At 48.9% G+C, this 20,862-nt stretch carries 7 protein-coding genes; 5 read left to right on the forward strand and 2 right to left on the reverse strand.

The genetic code is table 11. From position 1 onward, the window contains the following. Nucleotides 1-41: 41 nt before the first annotated feature. Nucleotides 42-2,078, reverse strand: coding sequence for a sensor domain-containing protein (locus ACXAFJ_RS01690; protein ID WP_475320984.1), 2,037 nt, complete (start codon nucleotides 2,076-2,078; stop codon nucleotides 42-44). A 191-nt stretch (nucleotides 2,079-2,269) separates the two neighbouring features. On the opposite strand from ACXAFJ_RS01690, the gene ubiT reads away from it, so the two are divergent. The 4 genes from ubiT to rimI are packed head-to-tail and all read left to right on the forward strand — an operon-like array spanning nucleotide 2,270 to nucleotide 4,269. After that, a complete protein-coding gene (ubiT, locus tag ACXAFJ_RS01695) occupies nucleotides 2,270-2,767 on the forward strand; it encodes a ubiquinone anaerobic biosynthesis accessory factor UbiT (protein WP_475320985.1) in 498 nt (165 codons plus the stop codon). Between the two features lie 20 nt (nucleotides 2,768-2,787). Next, on the forward strand, nucleotides 2,788-3,288 hold the full coding sequence (locus ACXAFJ_RS01700) for a GNAT family N-acetyltransferase (RefSeq protein ID WP_475320986.1): 501 nt from the start codon (nucleotides 2,788-2,790) through the stop codon (nucleotides 3,286-3,288). Nucleotides 3,289-3,348: 60 nt separating this feature from the next. Then, a complete protein-coding gene (locus ACXAFJ_RS01705; protein WP_475320988.1) occupies nucleotides 3,349-3,819 on the forward strand; it encodes a DNA polymerase III subunit psi in 471 nt (156 codons plus the stop codon). After that, a complete protein-coding gene (gene rimI, locus ACXAFJ_RS01710; protein ID WP_475320989.1) occupies nucleotides 3,820-4,269 on the forward strand; it encodes a ribosomal protein S18-alanine N-acetyltransferase in 450 nt (149 codons plus the stop codon). It begins immediately after the preceding gene. Between the two features lie 72 nt (nucleotides 4,270-4,341). Here rimI and prfC read toward each other — a convergent pair whose 3' ends face one another. Continuing rightward, nucleotides 4,342-5,931, reverse strand: a complete 1,590-nt coding sequence (gene prfC / locus ACXAFJ_RS01715; protein ID WP_475320990.1) for a peptide chain release factor 3 — start codon at nucleotides 5,929-5,931, stop codon at nucleotides 4,342-4,344. A 465-nt stretch (nucleotides 5,932-6,396) separates the two neighbouring features. Between prfC and ACXAFJ_RS01720 the strand changes: the two genes are divergently transcribed. Further along, a complete protein-coding gene (locus tag ACXAFJ_RS01720) occupies nucleotides 6,397-20,841 on the forward strand; it encodes an Ig-like domain-containing protein (RefSeq protein WP_475320992.1) in 14,445 nt (4,814 codons plus the stop codon). Nucleotides 20,842-20,862 lie beyond the last annotated feature (21 nt).

The raw sequence follows: 20,862 nt of genomic DNA on the forward strand, positions 1-20,862 counted from the left end.
TTTCCGCGAGAGAGACGTGTTTTGTGATATTGAAAGTGGGTTTAGTTTTTGTGTCTTCGGTTTTGAGCAAACAGCTCTTCCACTTCTTGTTTAGGCTGCGGGCGGTGGAAATGGAAGCCTTGTATGGCATGACAGTTCAAATTGGAAAGCAGCATAGCCTGTTGCTGAGTTTCTACCCCTTCAGCAACCACACTTAGGTTTAATGATTTACCAAGATTGATGATGTTCTCTATCACAGTGATTTGCTTGGGCAACACATCCATATCCGAGATGAAAGCTCGGTCAATTTTAAGCTCATCAATTGGGAAGCGGGCTAGATAAGCGAGGGAAGAGTAGCCAGTACCAAAGTCATCAATTGAAAGAGTAAATCCAAGTTTTTTAATGGCGTTAAGCATTTGAACCGTGTGTTCACTGTCGCTCATTACTGCGCTTTCTGTTAGCTCAAACGTAATACAGCTTGGGTCGAGCTCAGTGGTCCGCAGCAGTTTTTCCATGTAATCGATTAACTTAGGGTTGCCAAACTGCTCCGGAGAGAGGTTGATGGCAACTCGACCGGGCAAAATACCTTGCTGTTTCCAGCGTTTGACAGTGCCAAACACTTCTCGCATGACCACGCGACCTAAGTGTTCAATCAATCCAGCTCTTTCTGCCACAGGAATGAAAGCGCCTGGACTGATATACCCTTCCACTGGATGCTTCCATCGAATGAGGGCTTCAGCGCCATTAATGCTAAAATCACGAGCATTGACTTTAGGCTGATACCAGACTTCTAGCCCGTTTTGTTGCAGTGCTTTTTGTAACTCAATTTCCAACCAAAGGCGCATACGCGCTTCTTTGTTCATTTGGTCATTGAATTTGATCAGTCGGTTTCGGCCGCGGTCTTTGGCCTCGTACATGGCCGTGTCGGCATTTTGCAACAGAACTCGTGCGTCATTGCCATCGCCGGGGTAGGCGACACTGCCGATAGAACACGCCAGCCGTTTACTAAAATGGTGTAAGTCGAAAGGTTGGTTTATCAAAGAAATAATGCGCTCTGATAACATTTCGGCCATACGATTGTGTTCAGGCTCTGGCAGAATCAAACCAAATTCATCGCCGCCAAGATGACCTAAAACCGCTTGCTGAGGGAGTAGACGCTTTAATCGAGACGAAACTTCGCGGATCACTTTGTCGCCAATATGGTGACCAAGCGAATCATTGATGTTCTTAAAATTATCGATATCGAGATACAGAGCAATCAGCGGGGTTTCATTGGCAATGAACTGTTCGAGTCGTTTAGTGAAGCCAAAACGGTTATACAGTCCAGTCAGGGAGTCAATGTGGCTGTCTTCACCACTGTTTTGTATATCCGACACACTAACATTGTCAGAATCTTGAATCAGAATAAGCTGAGTACGTTGGCCCAGTAATGTAGTTGGTTCACTGGTTAACAGCAGCTTGCGTTCCAGTCCGCAGCGCGGTCCAGACAAACAAGTAATTGGCTCCTTTAACAGCAGTTGGGCTAGATTTTTACCAAAGGCAATTTTGGATTGGCTGTCGATAAATAAGCGTCCGAACTCTTCACCAAGCAGTTCAGATGAAGTGTCGAATCCCAGTAGACGAATAGCGGCAGGGTTGGCCGAGATAATGGTGTCGTCTTCGACTAATAACAAACCATTGGGCAATAGTTTACTTAAGGTTGAAAACTTGCCTTCAGATTCTTCCAGCGAGCGCACTAAGATCTGTTTTTCGGAACTGTCTATCGCATGGAAGGCGATGTGTTTGACTGAATCTCCTGAGTCGATTGGAGAAAGACTAAAATGGAGGCTGGTTTCTATATCTTGCGCAAATGTGATTTCCGCTTCGAGTGTTTCACCCGCAAATGCACGTTGGTAATAAGGCTGCAGCTGTTTGTAGTAGTTTTCGCCCAATACCTGCTGATCAGACATGCCGACCAAATCAGATTGAGATAAGCCAGCAATATCGCTATAGCGTTCGTTTACCATGACGTAGTTGTGGTTTACGTCGAGAATAGCAAAGAAAAACGGGCTATTAGCTGTCAGCTTTGAAAACCAGTGCTGTAATTCGTTCGCAGCCATTAACGCTATTCTAGACCCCCGGAATGCCAACCAAACTATTAAACAGAATACAGGACAACTTTTGCAATTACTGTGACCTTCGCTGATGAAAAGCCCTGGTTTTTTCTCAACGAGTTTTGATAAATCACAGTTTTCTAGGTGCTAAGTTTGAGTAGCATACTGCCACAGTCTAAAACTAACGGATTATTCACGTGATTAACAAGATTCGTTCCCACTTAGTTAGTAACGCAGAATCAATTTTGCGATCTCCAATCCACTTCTTGCCCAAATCTGTTCAAAATAAAACCGTAGTAACCGTGCTGAATAAGGTGTTCGAAGAGTCTATCGAAGACGGCGAGCTCGACTTTCTTGAGGGTAACTGGTTGCATATCAAGGTGTTAGGCCTTGGGGTGACGATACCGGTGAGTTTTGATGGCGCAAAACTGATCACTCAGGAATTCACAACACAAGCCGATGTTACCTTTTCGGCTAATCTAAATGACTTGGTATTAATTGCTGGACGTAAAGAAGATCCCGACACGCTCTTTTTCCAACGCCGATTACTAATTCAAGGTGATACCGAATTAGGTTTAGAACTAAAAAATCTGCTGGATGGCTTTGATTTTGATACATTACCTAAACCCGTTTCGACCCCAGCGCTTTGGTTGGCTGAATTCGTCGAAAAAGGTATGAAAGTGGCACATCCTTAACCCATTTTATTTGGAACTTTATGTATATTCGAACCGAAGTACCGGCTGACATTCTTCCCATTGCTGAGTTGTTGAAGTCTTGTTTTGAAACTGATGCAGAGAGCCGTCTTGTGTCCAAGTTACGGGAAAATGGCAAAATCACTTTATCTCTGGTGGCGTGTGACGACGAAACCGGTGAATTGATCGGCCATGTGTTGTTTTCCCCTATGACGATTCAAGGTCAGGAAACCTTGTGGCAAGGTTTAGCGCCAGTTGCAACCGTCGAGCAGCATCGTGGCAAGGGGGTAGCGTCAGCATTAATTGAAGAAGGTATTCAGACCCTGAAAGAGCTTGGTTACCAAGGTTCAGTAGTACTGGGAGATCCAAAGTTTTATGGCAGATTGGGTTACCTTGATGCAGAATCTTTGGGTATCAAATGTCAGTGGCCTGAGTACCAATCAGCCTTTCAAGCCATGCCATTTTCACAAGAAAATCGCGTGACGGGAGAGGTTTTTTATAGCGACGAGTTCTTAGATTTGTAGCGTTTCTGTTAATATTAAATTCGGAATTCTCACGACAATACTCGATATCAACAGAGCCTAATGACTAACTCACACCTTTCTCACAACGCAGTGTCTTCTGAGTTCGATACGCAAACTGCTTTGCTACAAGAGATGGGAATCGAATCCTATCAACTAACTAAGCCGGATGCCTTGCAAGGAAAGAAGGTCGAGCGTTTATCGCTACCCTCTGATTGCCAATTGTTGATCATTGGCTCTCAGCAAGATATTCAAGATGAAAGTGCGTTGGTGAACAAAATTGTCAGCAGTATGAAGCTGCATTCGAATCTCGTATTTTGTATTAAAGAAGCAGATCTTGCTCGTTTGCACCCCGACGCTGTTGCAGAGTGGGTGTGGTCATGCGGAATTGATGAATCAAAGCTTACCGAAAAATTGCGCCAAGCAAAGTTTCTCAGATCATCGCGGTTAAAAGAACTGAGCGTTAGCCCAGTTGCTAAAAAGCAGTTGTGGTTATCTATCTGTGAACACGCACCTGAATTGAGTAAGCGATAAATGACATACCAATTCGTGCCGTTATCTTTTCATCATTTACCTCAAATTCAACAAATTGAAAACCAAGCTCACCGAAACCCCTGGTCGGAAAAATCACTCACGCCTAGCAGTTCTAAAGGAGCCCTCAATTATGTATTACTGCAAGGCGACCTAGTCGTAGGCTATTTTTACGCGCGTGACGTCGTTAGGGAAATCAGCTTATTAAACATCGCGGTAGAGCCAGCACAACAGGGCAAAGGTTTGGGAAAGCTGCTATTGGATAAATTGGTTGAATTGGCTGAATCGAATAACGTGGAGAGCATTTGGCTAGAAGTAAGACAATCTAATCAAGCCGCAATAAGCCTTTATCAAAAAGTGGGCTTTCAAGAAGTGTGTGTGCGCAAAGACTATTATCCAAATGGTGATCAGCGAGAAGATGCCATTGTGATGTCACTTCCACTGCGATTCTAAACGGATTTCACTGAGAGCAATAAAAAGGGGCGAATGATTCGCCCCTTAGTGTTTTGTTTTTCGAGCTGTTACTTAGTGCTCACGTGTTGCGCGGAACTGAATATCAGGGAAGCGTTCTTGCGCCAAGTTTAGATTCACCATAGTCGGGGCAACGTAGCTGAGGTTGTCACCACCATCTAGCGCGAGGTTAGCTTGGTTCTTACGCTTAAACTCTTCTAACGTTTTTGCATCCTCACACTCAACCCAACGCGCAGTCGCAACATTGACGCTCTCATAGATGGCTTCAACGTTGTATTCTGATTTCAAGCGGGCCACAACCACATCAAACTGCAGGACACCGACTGCGCCAACAATTAGATCATTGTTTTGCAAAGGGCGGAAAACCTGTACCGCACCTTCTTCAGATAACTGGACTAAGCCTTTTAGCAATTGCTTTTGCTTTAGTGGATCTTTTAGTCGAATACGACGGAAAAGTTCAGGAGCAAAGTTTGGAATTCCCGAGAACTTAAGTGCTTCACCTTGAGTAAAGGTATCACCAATTTGAATTGTACCGTGATTGTGTAAGCCGATGATATCACCGGCGTAGGCGTGTTCCGCGCGAGAGCGATCACCGGCCATAAAAGTCACGGCATCTGAAATGTTAATCTGCTTACCCAGTCGAACATGATTCATCTTCATGCCTTGCTTGTATGTACCAGATACAATTCTCATAAATGCAATACGGTCGCGGTGTTTCGGGTCCATATTGGCTTGGATTTTGAAAACGAAACCGGAGAACTTATCTTCATTCGCTTCTACTTCACGCTCGTTAGCTTGGCGAGGCATTGGAGCGGGAGCCCATTTGGTTAAGCCATCAAGCATGTGGTCAACACCAAAGTTACCGAGTGCGGTACCGAAGAATACCGGAGTCAACTCACCGGCCAAGAAAAGCTCTTGATCAAACTCAGGACAGGCGCCAATAACCAATTCCAGCTCTTCACGCAGTTGCTCTGCGAGTTCAGGACCGACTTCTTGATCAAGTTCAGGGTTGTCTAGCCCTTTAATGATTTTCGAATCTTGAATGGTGTGGCCTTGGCCTGTGTTGTAGACAATGGTTTCATCTCTGTGGATGTGATAAACACCTTTGAACTCTTTACCACAACCAATAGGCCAAGAAATTGGTGCACACGAGATGTTTAGTTCACTTTCGACTTCATCAAGTAGCTCCATTGGATCGCGAATGTCACGGTCCAATTTGTTCATGAAGGTAACAATTGGCGTGTCGCGAAGACGAGTAACTTCCATAAGTTTACGAGTTCGGTCTTCGACACCTTTTGCGGCATCAATTACCATCAAGCAGGAGTCGACAGCGGTTAATGTGCGGTAGGTATCTTCAGAAAAGTCTTCGTGTCCTGGAGTATCAAGCAAATTCACCAACGAATCGTTGTAAGGAAACTGCATCACAGAGGTGGTTACCGAAATTCCACGTTCCTTTTCCATCTCCATCCAGTCTGACTTGGCGTGTTGAGCTGAACCACGCCCTTTAACTGTACCAGCTGTTTGAATCGCACGTCCAAACAACAAGACTTTTTCTGTAATGGTGGTTTTACCCGCATCTGGGTGAGAAATGATGGCGAAGGTGCGTCGTTTCGACACCTCTTGCACAAATGGAGACTCTGACATGACTTGTTTCCAGCTGACAAATTTGGTGATAGCGCAAAATGGCTAAAAATTGTCGCGTATTATGTCTGAAGCCGTTGTTTGACTCAATGCTTAAGCTCGAATCGCACACAACAAACTGTACATGACTTACCTAATAACAATAGGCCGTGACCCATACGGCAAAAACCAAACAAGTTAATACTTTCTAATGAAATTCGAATGATCTTTCTACTGATGAGCGTATTATCGGTACATTAAGATAGTTGAACTAAGATCACATTTTGTTGCAGATTTAGATGGTTTTCCGACTTCTCTGAAAAATCATTGATCTAAGGTGACAAATTAATCAGTTAATCAACGAATTATCTAAAAGTCTCAAAAACGACACATATCAAGTTTGTCTGATGATAGTAATGCTCAGACAATGAAACACTACGCACAGTTTTATGCACTATTCATCATCGGACTATTGAAGGGCCTTCGACAATGAACACAATTGGAAACAGCACAGCACAAGTTACCACACAGCTAAATTCCATTAACTTAACGCAACCTGCCACCGTGAGCTTCTTATTCGGTGATGTGTACACCATAGTCAATGGTGTACAAGTCCCAATTACTTCAAGCTCAGAGCTTGCACCTGGGATGCAAATTTTTGCAGGAAACAATAGTGTCGTTGTGTTGTCGCTGTCAGATGGCAGTGTGTCTTCCGTTTTGTCCGAGAACTTTGATGAAGAGGCCCTTCAAACTGCTTCAACAGAGATCTTGTTGACTACAGAACTAGACCCAACCTTAATCTTAGACGCTACAGCCGCTGGTGGTAACTCAGCTGGAGCAGGCTTCTCAACCTTAGACGCGTTAGCCCGTGATGGTAGTGAGACTCTTGCGGAATCAGGTTTTGATACTGAAATCACTGCTCCCGAATCTACAAATAGAGTTTTTGAAGAAACATCTCCTATCTTTCAAGATACCACTCCGCCTAGCGCACCTACTGTAGAAATCCTTGATGACCTAAATAATGACGCAGTACTTAATCAACAAGAACTCGACGGCAAACAAACTGTTCGCGTTCGCGTAACGCCACCAGATGATGCAGTTGTTGGAGATACACTAAACGTAACAGGTCAACCTCCAAGGATTTTAACTCAGGAAGATTTAGATAATGGTGTGATTTATGAGTTTGCGCGTCCGCCAGAAGGTGAAGATTTAGACGTTACAGCAACAGTTACAGATGTTTCAGGTAATACTTCCGCAGAAGGTAGTGATAGTGCAGAAGTTGATACGACAGCTGACAATGATGGTGATGGTTTTACTGTAAGTATCACAGGTATCACCGAAGATACTGGCATTAAGCAAGATGATTTTATAACGAAAGACAATCAATTAATAATATTTGGTGCTATTGATATAGGTGACAATAATACGTTAACCGTTAAGTTCAACGGCAAGACTTACACCACGGCTGACAATGAGCTGAGCATCACCAATGGCGTGTGGACGCTGGACGTGACGGGCACCACTTTGCCTGACGCGACGTACCCAGTAGAAGCGACGGTTACGGACGTGGCGGGCAATACAGAGACCGCGACGCAAGATATCGTGGTTGATACCCAAATTGGTACGGATGACGACGACACCACCCCAGCGGTCACGGTCGACAGCATCACCGAAGATACGGGCGCGAAGAGTGACGACTTCATCACCAAAGACAACACCTTGAGCATCAGTGGTAAGGTTGATTTGGCGGCGACGGACACGTTAACCGTTAAGTTCAACGGCAAGACTTACACCACGGCTGACAATGAGCTGAGCATCACCAACGGCGTGTGGACGCTGGACGTGACGGGCACCACTTTGCCTGACGCGACGTACCCAGTAGAAGCGACGGTTACGGACGTGGCGGGCAATACAGAGACCGCGACGCAAGATATCGTGGTTGATACCCAAATTGGTACGGATGACGACGACACCACCCCAGCGGTCACGGTCGACAGCATCACCGAAGATACGGGCGCGAAGAGTGACGACTTCATCACCAAAGACAACACCTTGAGCATCAGTGGTAAGGTTGATTTGGCGGCGACGGACACGTTAACCGTTAAGTTCAACGGCAAGACTTACACCACGGCTGACAATGAGCTGAGCATCACCAATGGCGTGTGGACGCTGGACGTGACGGGCACCACTTTGCCTGACGCGACGTACCCAGTAGAAGCGACGGTTACGGACGTGGCGGGCAATACAGAGACCGCGACGCAAGATATCGTGGTTGATACCCAAATTGGTACGGATGACGACGACACCACCCCAGCGGTCACGGTCGACAGCATCACCGAAGATACGGGCGCGAAGAGTGACGACTTCATCACCAAAGACAACACCTTGAGCATCAGTGGTAAGGTTGATTTGGCGGCGACGGACACGTTAACCGTTAAGTTCAACGGCAAGACTTACACCACGGCTGACAATGAGCTGAGCATCACCAACGGCGTGTGGACGCTGGACGTGACGGGCACCACTTTGCCTGACGCGACGTACCCAGTAGAAGCGACGGTTACGGACGTGGCGGGCAATACAGAGACCGCGACGCAAGATATCGTGGTTGATACCCAAATTGGTACGGATGACGACGACACCACCCCAGCGGTCACGGTCGACAGCATCACCGAAGATACGGGCGCGAAGAGTGACGACTTCATCACCAAAGACAACACCTTGAGCATCAGTGGTAAGGTTGATTTGGCGGCGACGGACACGTTAACCGTTAAGTTCAACGGCAAGACTTACACCACGGCTGACAATGAGCTGAGCATCACCAACGGCGTGTGGACGCTGGACGTGACGGGCACCACTTTGCCTGACGCGACGTACCCAGTAGAAGCGACGGTTACGGACGTGGCGGGCAATACAGAGACCGCGACGCAAGATATCGTGGTTGATACCCAAATTGGTACGGATGACGACGACACCACCCCAGCGGTCACGGTCGACAGCATCACCGAAGACACGGGCGCGAAGAGCGACGACTTCATCACCAAAGACAACACCTTGAGCATCAGTGGTAAGGTTGATTTGGCGGCGACGGACACGTTAACCGTTAAGTTCAACGGCAAGACTTACACCACGGCTGACAATGAGCTGAGCATCACCAATGGCGTGTGGACGCTGGACGTGACGGGCACCACTTTGCCTGACGCGACGTACCCAGTAGAAGCGACGGTTACGGACGTGGCGGGCAATACAGAGACCGCGACGCAAGATATCGTGGTTGATACCCAAATTGGTACGGATGACGACGACACCACCCCAGCGGTCACGGTCGACAGCATCACCGAAGATACGGGCGCGAAGAGTGACGACTTCATCACCAAAGACAACACCTTGAGCATCAGTGGTAAGGTTGATTTGGCGGCGACGGACACGTTAACCGTTAAGTTCAACGGCAAGACTTACACCACGGCTGACAATGAGCTGAGCATCACCAACGGCGTGTGGACGCTGGACGTGACGGGCACCACTTTGCCTGACGCGACGTACCCAGTAGAAGCGACGGTTACGGACGTGGCGGGCAATACAGAGACCGCGACGCAAGATATCGTGGTTGATACCCAAATTGGTACGGATGACGACGACACCACCCCAGCGGTCACGGTCGACAGCATCACCGAAGATACGGGCGCGAAGAGCGACGACTTCATCACCAAAGACAACACCTTGAGCATCAGTGGTAAGGTTGATTTGGCGGCGACGGACACGTTAACCGTTAAGTTCAACGGCAAGACTTACACCACGGCTGACAATGAGCTGAGCATCACCAATGGCGTGTGGACGCTGGACGTGACGGGCACCACTTTGCCTGACGCGACGTACCCAGTAGAAGCGACGGTTACGGACGTGGCGGGCAATACAGAGACCGCGACGCAAGATATCGTGGTTGATACCCAAATTGGTACGGATGACGACGACACCACCCCAGCGGTCACGGTCGACAGCATCACCGAAGACACGGGCGCGAAGAGTGACGACTTCATCACCAAAGACAACACCTTGAGCATCAGTGGTAAGGTTGATTTGGCGGCGACGGACACGTTAACCGTTAAGTTCAACGGCAAGACTTACACCACGGCTGACAATGAGCTGAGCATCACCAACGGCGTGTGGACGCTGGACGTGACGGGCACCACTTTGCCTGACGCGACGTACCCAGTAGAAGCGACGGTTACGGACGTGGCGGGCAATACAGAGACCGCGACGCAAGATATCGTGGTTGATACCCAAATTGGTACGGATGACGACGACACCACCCCAGCGGTCACGGTCGACAGCATCACCGAAGATACGGGCGCGAAGAGTGACGACTTCATCACCAAAGACAACACCTTGAGCATCAGTGGTAAGGTTGATTTGGCGGCGACGGACACGTTAACCGTTAAGTTCAACGGCAAGACTTACACCACGGCTGACAATGAGCTGAGCATCACCAATGGCGTGTGGACGCTGGACGTGACGGGCACCACTTTGCCTGACGCGACGTACCCAGTAGAAGCGACGGTTACGGACGTGGCGGGCAATACAGAGACCGCGACGCAAGATATCGTGGTTGATACCCAAATTGGTACGGATGACGACGACACCACCCCAGCGGTCACGGTCGACAGCATCACCGAAGATACGGGCGCGAAGAGTGACGACTTCATCACCAAAGACAACACCTTGAGCATCAGTGGTAAGGTTGATTTGGCGGCGACGGACACGTTAACCGTTAAGTTCAACGGCAAGACTTACACCACGGCTGACAATGAGCTGAGCATCACCAACGGCGTGTGGACGCTGGACGTGACGGGCACCACTTTGCCTGACGCGACGTACCCAGTAGAAGCGACGGTTACGGACGTGGCGGGCAATACAGAGACCGCGACGCAAGATATCGTGGTTGATACCCAAATTGGTACGGATGACGACGACACCACCCCAGCGGTCACGGTCGACAGCATCACCGAAGATACGGGCGCGAAGAGTGACGACTTCATCACCAAAGACAACACCTTGAGCATCAGTGGTAAGGTTGATTTGGCGGCGACGGACACGTTAACCGTTAAGTTCAACGGCAAGACTTACACCACGGCTGACAATGAGCTGAGCATCACCAACGGCGTGTGGACGCTGGACGTGACGGGCACCACTTTGCCTGACGCGACGTACCCAGTAGAAGCGACGGTTACGGACGTGGCGGGCAATACAGAGACCGCGACGCAAGATATCGTGGTTGATACCCAAATTGGTACGGATGACGACGACACCACCCCAGCGGTCACGGTCGACAGCATCACCGAAGACACGGGCGCGAAGAGCGACGACTTCATCACCAAAGACAACACCTTGAGCATCAGTGGTAAGGTTGATTTGGCGGCGACGGACACGTTAACCGTTAAGTTCAACGGCAAGACTTACACCACGGCTGACAATGAGCTGAGCATCACCAACGGCGTGTGGACGCTGGACGTGACGGGCACCACTTTGCCTGACGCGACGTACCCAGTAGAAGCGACGGTTACGGACGTGGCGGGCAATACAGAGACCGCGACGCAAGATATCGTGGTTGATACCCAAATTGGTACGGATGACGACGACACCACCCCAGCGGTCACGGTCGACAGCATCACCGAAGATACGGGCGCGAAGAGCGACGACTTCATCACCAAAGACAACACCTTGAGCATCAGTGGTAAGGTTGATTTGGCGGCGACGGACACGTTAACCGTTAAGTTCAACGGCAAGACTTACACCACGGCTGACAATGAGCTGAGCATCACCAATGGCGTGTGGACGCTGGACGTGACGGGCACCACTTTGCCTGACGCGACGTACCCAGTAGAAGCGACGGTTACGGACGTGGCGGGCAATACAGAGACCGCGACGCAAGATATCGTGGTTGATACTACTTACGGTTCTGATGAGAATTCGCTTCCTGCTATTGTTATCTATGATGATAATGAAAGAAGTCCAGAACGAGATGTTATTACTGGTCAAGAAAAGGCTGATATTGGCCTGACACTTGGCACAGGAACTACAAATGGGCTATCTGGTGTCGGTATCATTAAAATTGAAGATGTGAAAGGTGGCTCTGTTACCTTAGAAATCCGTCAAAAGAACGGTAACTGGGTAGCTGTTTCAGGTGATGGGCAAGAATATCAAATCACTCAGCCTGATCTTAGTGATAATCACTTTTACAAAATTCAGAGCGTGGATGTAGCAACTCTCGAAGATGGTAAGTTGACAGCCAGTACGACCTTTACAGACCAGGATGGGAACAAAGCGACCAATGGTAATAAAGGTAATGTATTTGACGATGATGTAACCAAAGAAACCACTCCTCCAACGCTTGATATCGACATTACCGGTACCACCGTCACCTTCACGTTCAGTGAAAAAGTGAAAGGATTTGAAGCGGGCGACGTTGGCGTGACCAACGGCAGCATCAGCAACCTGACGCAAGATTCAAACGACCCAACCAAGTGGACGGCAACACTGACGCCAAACGATGACCATGAAGGCAGTGTGACCGTGACCGTGGCGGACAACACTTACACCGACGAAGCGGGTAACGATGGTAAAGGCGATACAGCCAGCACCACGGTGGACACCAAAGCGCCAACGCTTGATATCGACATTACCGGTACCACCGTCACCTTCACGTTCAGTGAAAAAGTGAAAGGATTTGAAGCGAGCGATGTTGGCGTGACCAACGGCAGCATCAGCAACCTGACGCAAGATTCAAACGACCCAACCAAGTGGACGGCAACACTGACGCCAAACGATGACCATGAAGGCAGTGTGACCGTGACCGTGGCGGACAACACTTACACCGACGAAGCGGGTAACGATGGTAAAGGCGATACAGCCAGCACCACGGTGGACACCAAAGCGCCAACGCTTGATATCGACATTACCGGTACCACCGTCACCTTCACGTTCAGTGAAAAAGTGAAAGGATTTGAAGCGGGCGATGTTGGCGTGACCAACGGCAGCATCAGCAACCTGACGCAAGATTCAAACGACCCAACCAAGTGGACGGCAACACTGACGCCAAACGATGACCATGAAGGCAGTGTGACCGTGACCGTGGCGGACAACACTTACACCGACGAAGCGGGTAACGATGGTAAAGGCGATACAGCCAGCACCACGGTGGACACCAAAGCGCCAACGCTTGATATCGACATTACCGGTACCACCGTCACCTTCACGTTCAGTGAAAAAGTGAAAGGATTTGAAGCGGGCGATGTTGGCGTGACCAACGGCAGCATCAGCAACCTGACGCAAGATTCAAACGACCCAACCAAGTGGACGGCAACACTGACGCCAAACGATGACCATGAAGGCAGTGTGACCGTGACCGTGGCGGACAACACTTACACCGACGAAGCGGGTAACGATGGTAAAGGCGATACAGCCAGCACCACGGTGGACACCAAAGCGCCAACGCTTGATATCGACATTACCGGTACCACCGTCACCTTCACGTTCAGTGAAAAAGTGAAAGGATTTGAAGCGGGCGACGTTGGCGTGACCAACGGCAGCATCAGCAACCTGACGCAAGATCCAAGTGACCCAACCAAGTGGACGGCAACACTGACGCCAAACGATGACCATGAAGGCAGTGTGACCGTGACCGTGGCGGACAACACTTACACCGACGAAGCGGGTAACGATGGTAAAGGCGATACAGCCAGCACCACGGTGGACACCAAAGCGCCAACGCTTGATATCGACATTACCGGTACCACCGTCACCTTCACGTTCAGTGAAAAAGTGAAAGGATTTGAAGCGGGCGACGTTGGCGTGACCAACGGCAGCATCAGCAACCTGACGCAAGATTCAAACGACCCAACCAAGTGGACGGCAACACTGACGCCAAACGATGGTCATGAAGGCAGTGTGACGGTGACCGTGGCGGACAACACTTACACCGATGAAGCGGGTAACGATGGTAAAGGCGATTCAGCCAGCACCACGGTGGACACCAAAGCGCCAACGCTTGATATCGACATTACCGGTACCACCGTCACCTTCACGTTCAGTGAAAAAGTGAAAGGATTTGAAGCGAGCGATGTTGGCGTGACCAACGGCAGCATCAGCAACCTGACGCAAGATTCAAACGACCCAACCAAGTGGACGGCAACACTGACGCCAAACGATGACCATGAAGGCAGTGTGACCGTGACCGTGGCGGACAACACTTACACCGACGAAGCGGGTAACGATGGTAAAGGCGATACAGCCAGCACCACGGTGGACACCAAAGCGCCAACGCTTGATATCGACATTACCGGTACCACCGTCACCTTCACGTTCAGTGAAAAAGTGAAAGGATTTGAAGCGGGCGATGTTGGCGTGACCAACGGCAGCATCAGCAACCTGACGCAAGATTCAAACGACCCAACCAAGTGGACGGCAACACTGACGCCAAACGATGACCATGAAGGCAGTGTGACCGTGACCGTGGCGGACAACACTTACACCGACGAAGCGGGTAACGATGGTAAAGGCGATACAGCCAGCACCACGGTGGACACCAAAGCGCCAACGCTTGATATCGACATTACCGGTACCACCGTCACCTTCACGTTCAGTGAAAAAGTGAAAGGATTTGAAGCGGGCGACGTTGGCGTGACCAACGGCAGCATCAGCAACCTGACGCAAGATCCAAGTGACCCAACCAAGTGGACGGCAACACTGACGCCAAACGATGACCATGAAGGCAGTGTGACCGTGACCGTGGCGGACAACACTTACACCGACGAAGCGGGTAACGATGGTAAAGGCGATACAGCCAGCACCACGGTGGACACCAAAGCGCCAACGCTTGATATCGACATTACCGGTACCACCGTCACCTTCACGTTCAGTGAAAAAGTGAAAGGATTTGAAGCGGGCGACGTTGGCGTGACCAACGGCAGCATCAGCAACCTGACGCAAGATTCAAACGACCCAACCAAGTGGACGGCAACACTGACGCCAAACGATGGTCATGAAGGCAGTGTGACGGTGACCGTGGCGGACAACACTTACACCGATGAAGCGGGTAACGATGGTAAAGGCGATTCAGCCAGCACCACGGTGGACACCAAAGCGCCAACGCTTGATATCGACATTACCGGTACCACCGTCACCTTCACGTTCAGTGAAAAAGTGAAAGGATTTGAAGCGGGCGACGTTGGCGTGACCAACGGCAGCATCAGCAACCTGACGCAAGATTCAAACGACCCAACCAAGTGGACGGCAACACTGACGCCAAACGATGACCATGAAGGCAGTGTGACCGTGACCGTGGCGGACAACACTTACACCGACGAAGCGGGTAACGATGGTAAAGGCGATACAGCCAGCACCACGGTGGACACCAAAGCGCCAACGCTTGATATCGACATTACCGGTACCACCGTCACCTTCACGTTCAGTGAAAAAGTGAAAGGATTTGAAGCGAGCGATGTTGGCGTGACCAACGGCAGCATCAGCAACCTGACGCAAGATTCAAACGACCCAACCAAGTGGACGGCAACACTGACGCCAAACGATGACCATGAAGGCAGTGTGACCGTGACCGTGGCGGACAACACTTACACCGACGAAGCGGGTAACGATGGTAAAGGCGATACAGCCAGCACCACGGTGGACACCAAAGCGCCAACGCTTGATATCGACATTACCGGTACCACCGTCACCTTCACGTTCAGTGAAAAAGTGAAAGGATTTGAAGCGGGCGATGTTGGCGTGACCAACGGCAGCATCAGCAACCTGACGCAAGATTCAAACGACCCAACCAAGTGGACGGCAACACTGACGCCAAACGATGGTCATGAAGGCAGTGTGACGGTGACCGTGGCGGACAACACTTACACCGATGAAGCGGGTAACGATGGTAAAGGCGATTCAGCCAGCACCACGGTGGACACCAAAGCGCCAACGCTTGATATCGACATTACCGGTACCACCGTCACCTTCACGTTCAGTGAAAAAGTGAAAGGATTTGAAGCGAGCGATGTTGGCGTGACCAACGGCAGCATCAGCAACCTGACGCAAGATTCAAACGACCCAACCAAGTGGACGGCAACACTGACGCCAAACGATGACCATGAAGGCAGTGTGACCGTGACCGTGGCGGACAACACTTACACCGACGAAGCGGGTAACGATGGTAAAGGCGATACAGCCAGCACCACGGTGGACACCAAAGCGCCAACGCTTGATATCGACATTACCGGTACCACCGTCACCTTCACGTTCAGTGAAAAAGTGAAAGGATTTGAAGCGGGCGATGTTGGCGTGACCAACGGCAGCATCAGCAACCTGACGCAAGATTCAAACGACCCAACCAAGTGGACGGCAACACTGACGCCAAACGATGACCATGAAGGCAGTGTGACCGTGACCGTGGCGGACAACACTTACACCGACGAAGCGGGTAACGATGGTAAAGGCGATACAGCCAGCACCACGGTGGACACCAAAGCGCCAACGCTTGATATCGACATTACCGGTACCACCGTCACCTTCACGTTCAGTGAAAAAGTGAAAGGATTTGAAGCGGGCGATGTTGGCGTGACCAACGGCAGCATCAGCAACCTGACGCAAGATTCAAACGACCCAACCAAGTGGACGGCAACACTGACGCCAAACGATGGTCATGAAGGCAGTGTGACGGTGACCGTGGCGGACAACACTTACACCGATGAAGCGGGTAACGATGGTAAAGGCGATTCAGCCAGCACCACGGTGGACACCAAAGCGCCAACGCTTGATATCGACATTACCGGTACCACCGTCACCTTCACGTTCAGTGAAAAAGTGAAAGGATTTGAAGCGAGCGATGTTGGCGTGACCAACGGCAGCATCAGCAACCTGACGCAAGATTCAAACGACCCAACCAAGTGGACGGCAACACTGACGCCAAACGATGACCATGAAGGCAGTGTGACCGTGACCGTGGCGGACAACACTTACACCGACGAAGCGGGTAACGATGGTAAAGGCGATACAGCCAGCACCACGGTGGACACCAAAGCGCCAACGCTTGATATCGACATTACCGGCACCACCGTCACCTTCACGTTCAGTGAAAAAGTGAAAGGATTTGAAGCGGGCGACGTTGGCGTGACCAACGGCAGCATCAGCAACCTGACGCAAGATCCAAGTGACCCAACCAAGTGGACGGCAACACTGACGCCAAACGATGGTCATGAAGGCAGTGTGACGGTGACCGTGGCGGACAACACTTACACCGATGAAGCGGGTAACGATGGTAAAGGCGATTCAGCCAGCACCACGGTGGACACCAAAGCGCCAACGCTTGATATCGACATTACCGGCACCACCGTCACCTTCACATTCAGTGAAAAAGTGAAAGGATTTGAAGCGGGCGACGTTGGCGTGACCAACGGCAGCATCAGCAACCTGACGCAAGATTCAAACGACCCAACCAAGTGGACGGCAACACTGACGCCAAACGATGACCATGAAGGCAGTGTGACGGTGACCGTGGCGGACAACACTTACACCGATGAAGCGGGTAACGATGGTAAAGGCGATTCAGCCAGCACCACGGTGGACACCAAAGCGCCAACGCTTGATATCGACATTACCGGCACCACCGTCACCTTCACGTTCAGTGAAAAAGTGAAAGGATTTGAAGCGGGCGACGTTGGCGTGACCAACGGCAGCATCAGCAACCTGACGCAAGATCCAAGTGACCCAACCAAGTGGACGGCAACACTGACGCCAAACGATGGTCATGAAGGCAGTGTGACGGTGACCGTGGCGGACAACACTTACACCGATGAAGCGGGTAACGATGGTAAAGGCGATTCAGCCAGCACCACGGTGGACACCAAAGCGCCAACGCTTGATATCGACATTACCGGCACCACCGTCACCTTCACATTCAGTGAAAAAGTGAAAGGATTTGAAGCGGGCGACGTTGGCGTGACCAACGGCAGCATCAGCAACCTGACGCAAGATCCAAGTGACCCAACCAAGTGGACGGCAACACTGACGCCAAACGATGGTCATGAAGGCAGTGTGACGGTGACCGTGGCGGACAACACTTACACCGATGAAGCGGGTAACGATGGTAAAGGCGATACAGCCAGCACCACGGTGGACACCAAAGCGCCAGACACACCAATTGTCACTATTGTAGATGACAACACCCCTGACGATGGCACCTTAACTAAAGCTGAGATTGGCAACGATAATGTGCAGTTAGAAGTGAATGTTAATCACGATGATCTAGTTGTAGGTGGTACAGTAAATCTAACCATTAATAATGGTGGTGTAGTGTCTAATATTGAACTGACACTACAAAATGGTACTTTGAACAACAATAACTTCAACTACGACAACGGCAAAATCACTTGGACGGAGACAACCCCTGAAAACGGTAAGAGCATTTCGGTTTCAGCCACACAAACGGACAAGGCGGGTAACACCTCTCAGTCTGGTTCTGATACTGCAAAAGTAGATTTGTCAGTTGCCCCTGTTTTTGGAGGAGTAACTCAAGTTGCAACTGTATCTGATGAGGGTTTGGCGAACGCGAACAAAGAAGTCGATTCAAAAGACTCTATAGGTTCAGGCAAGTTCGTTGTCACAGATGAAAATACTTCAGATACGATTACTGCTACTTTCGAAGTAGACAGCAGTGGTAAACCTGTATTTGAAGGCGGAACGCCTGCATTTACTTCAGAAGGTTCTCCGATTGAATGGTCGTTGGTAAACAATTTACTTGTCGGTAAAGCAGGCGGTGAAACTGTACTAGAAGTATCAATCGGATCGTCTACCCAAGTAGATGACTCGAGGGAGTTCACGTATACAGTTAAACAGTTGAAACCAATCGATCACCCGGATAAAACCACTGAGGATTCTGTTTCCTTTAAACCTAAGTTGAAAATCTCTGATGGTAATAGCTCTATATCTGGAGCTATAGATGTAGCTGTTGAAGATGACAGTCCTTCAGCAGACAAACAATCAAATGATGGTTCTGTAATTAAGACCTCAACTAATCTACAGTTTATTATCGATACATCAGGATCGATCGATAATGACAAAGAGCTTACAGCTATAAAGGATGCTGCATACGCGTTGATTGATTCGCTAGATGCTTCTAACGAAGCGCTTAAGATCCAAATAGTTTCATTTGGTGGTAGCGCAAGTAAAACTCAATGGTTTGATTCTGTAGACGCAGCTAAAGCTCATATTAATAGTCTGCAAGCGTCTGGTTCAACACACTACGGGAATGCAATAGATGAAGCCACAAATGGATGGGATGATTCAGCACTGTTAACCAATGCAAATAATGTATCTTACTTCTTAAGTGATGGTCGTCCGTCAAGTAGTGACAACCTCGATACGTATATATCAGATTGGCACAATACGTTAGATTCAAAAGATGTTGTAGCGCACGCTGTTGCTGTAGATGGTGATACAGATAACGATGATAACCCTACCAATGAAGGGTTAGAAGCAATAAACAAAATTGCGTATGACGGTCTAACAGGTAAAAACCTTGATGGGAGAGTAATTAACTTTGATGAAGACAAATACAGTAAAACAAACAACCCGGTAGAACTCTTCTTTAAAGATTCAGTAACACAGTACCAAATTATTTCTGGTCAACTAACACTGGCTGCGGGTGCTGATGGACTTAAGTCGTTTAGTGTCACTATAGGTAGCGATACGTTCACTTATGATGTGAGTAAAGAGTATTTCTATAAAGGAACAGACGATACCACGTCATTAGGTAAGACTATTACTGCTTTAACTAGCGATGGGAAAATACTCACAATAGATAAGGATGGTAATTACAGTCTGAAATTCAGGTCGCAAACCGAAACGGATCAAAATGTATCTATTGACTATACGATAACAGATAAAGATGGTGACAATGCGTCGAATTCTTTAGAAGTGACTATACCCAAAATTGAATTCGGTACGAAGATCATTTCTAAACCTTCTGATGGTGAAGGCATAGATGCTGTTTATATGCTGCGCGGTAGCGGTACAGTTAGCTATGGAGATAATTCAGTGTACCCATATGTCACTGTTTATGATGGGACAGACCAAAATGGAGTGAAATATGGATTTGGTGGCTACAAAGTTACTGATGGAAACAATTACATAGATGTCGGGTTACACAATGATCATGTAGACGCTGGAGCCGGACACGACGTCGTATATCTAGGAGACTCTGGTAACAACAATCCAGCTGAAGGATTTGATTTTGTAAATGCTTCAACAGAGCAAGAACTTAAGAAATTTTTCACCGCTGGAGAAGATTCAGGGTTAAATGGGAGGATAGCTAGTCGAGCAGGTGCTGATGTGGCTAGTGCTGGTTCAGGAAATGACACTGTATATGGTCAATCTGGTACTGATATTATTGCCGGCGGCTCTGGTAATGACACGCTCGATGGCGGTATAGGAATTGACTTCATTCGTGGTGGAAGTGGCTCAGACGCTATAATTGGTGGTGCAGGTAATGATTACTTAAGAGGTGGTTCTGGATCCGATAATTTCATTTGGGGTAGCTCTGCATTAAGTCAGGCACATCAGAAAGACGCAATTGTCGATTTTAACCTTGATGACGATACATTAACTTTTAACTCATTAATTAAAACGACTAATGACAATATCATTGCTAACCGGTTCTCGGAAGATGTTGGTGGTGAACAGCTGTCCGGTGTAAAACTAACTATCACTGATAGTTCAAATCAGCAACAAGAGATTTTGTTAAACAATATTGATGTAGTTGGAAGTAACGGGGTCATTATAAACACTTTAATTGATGGGAAAATGAAACAAATCGTAGTTTCAGACACAACAGCTGGCACACAGGCTGATGAATCTTTGAAAATTGAAATCAAAGATATCGATGTGTAATCCTGAATTAAGCTAAGGAAA

This window comes from Vibrio sp. ABH4_348 (assembly GCF_056159765.1).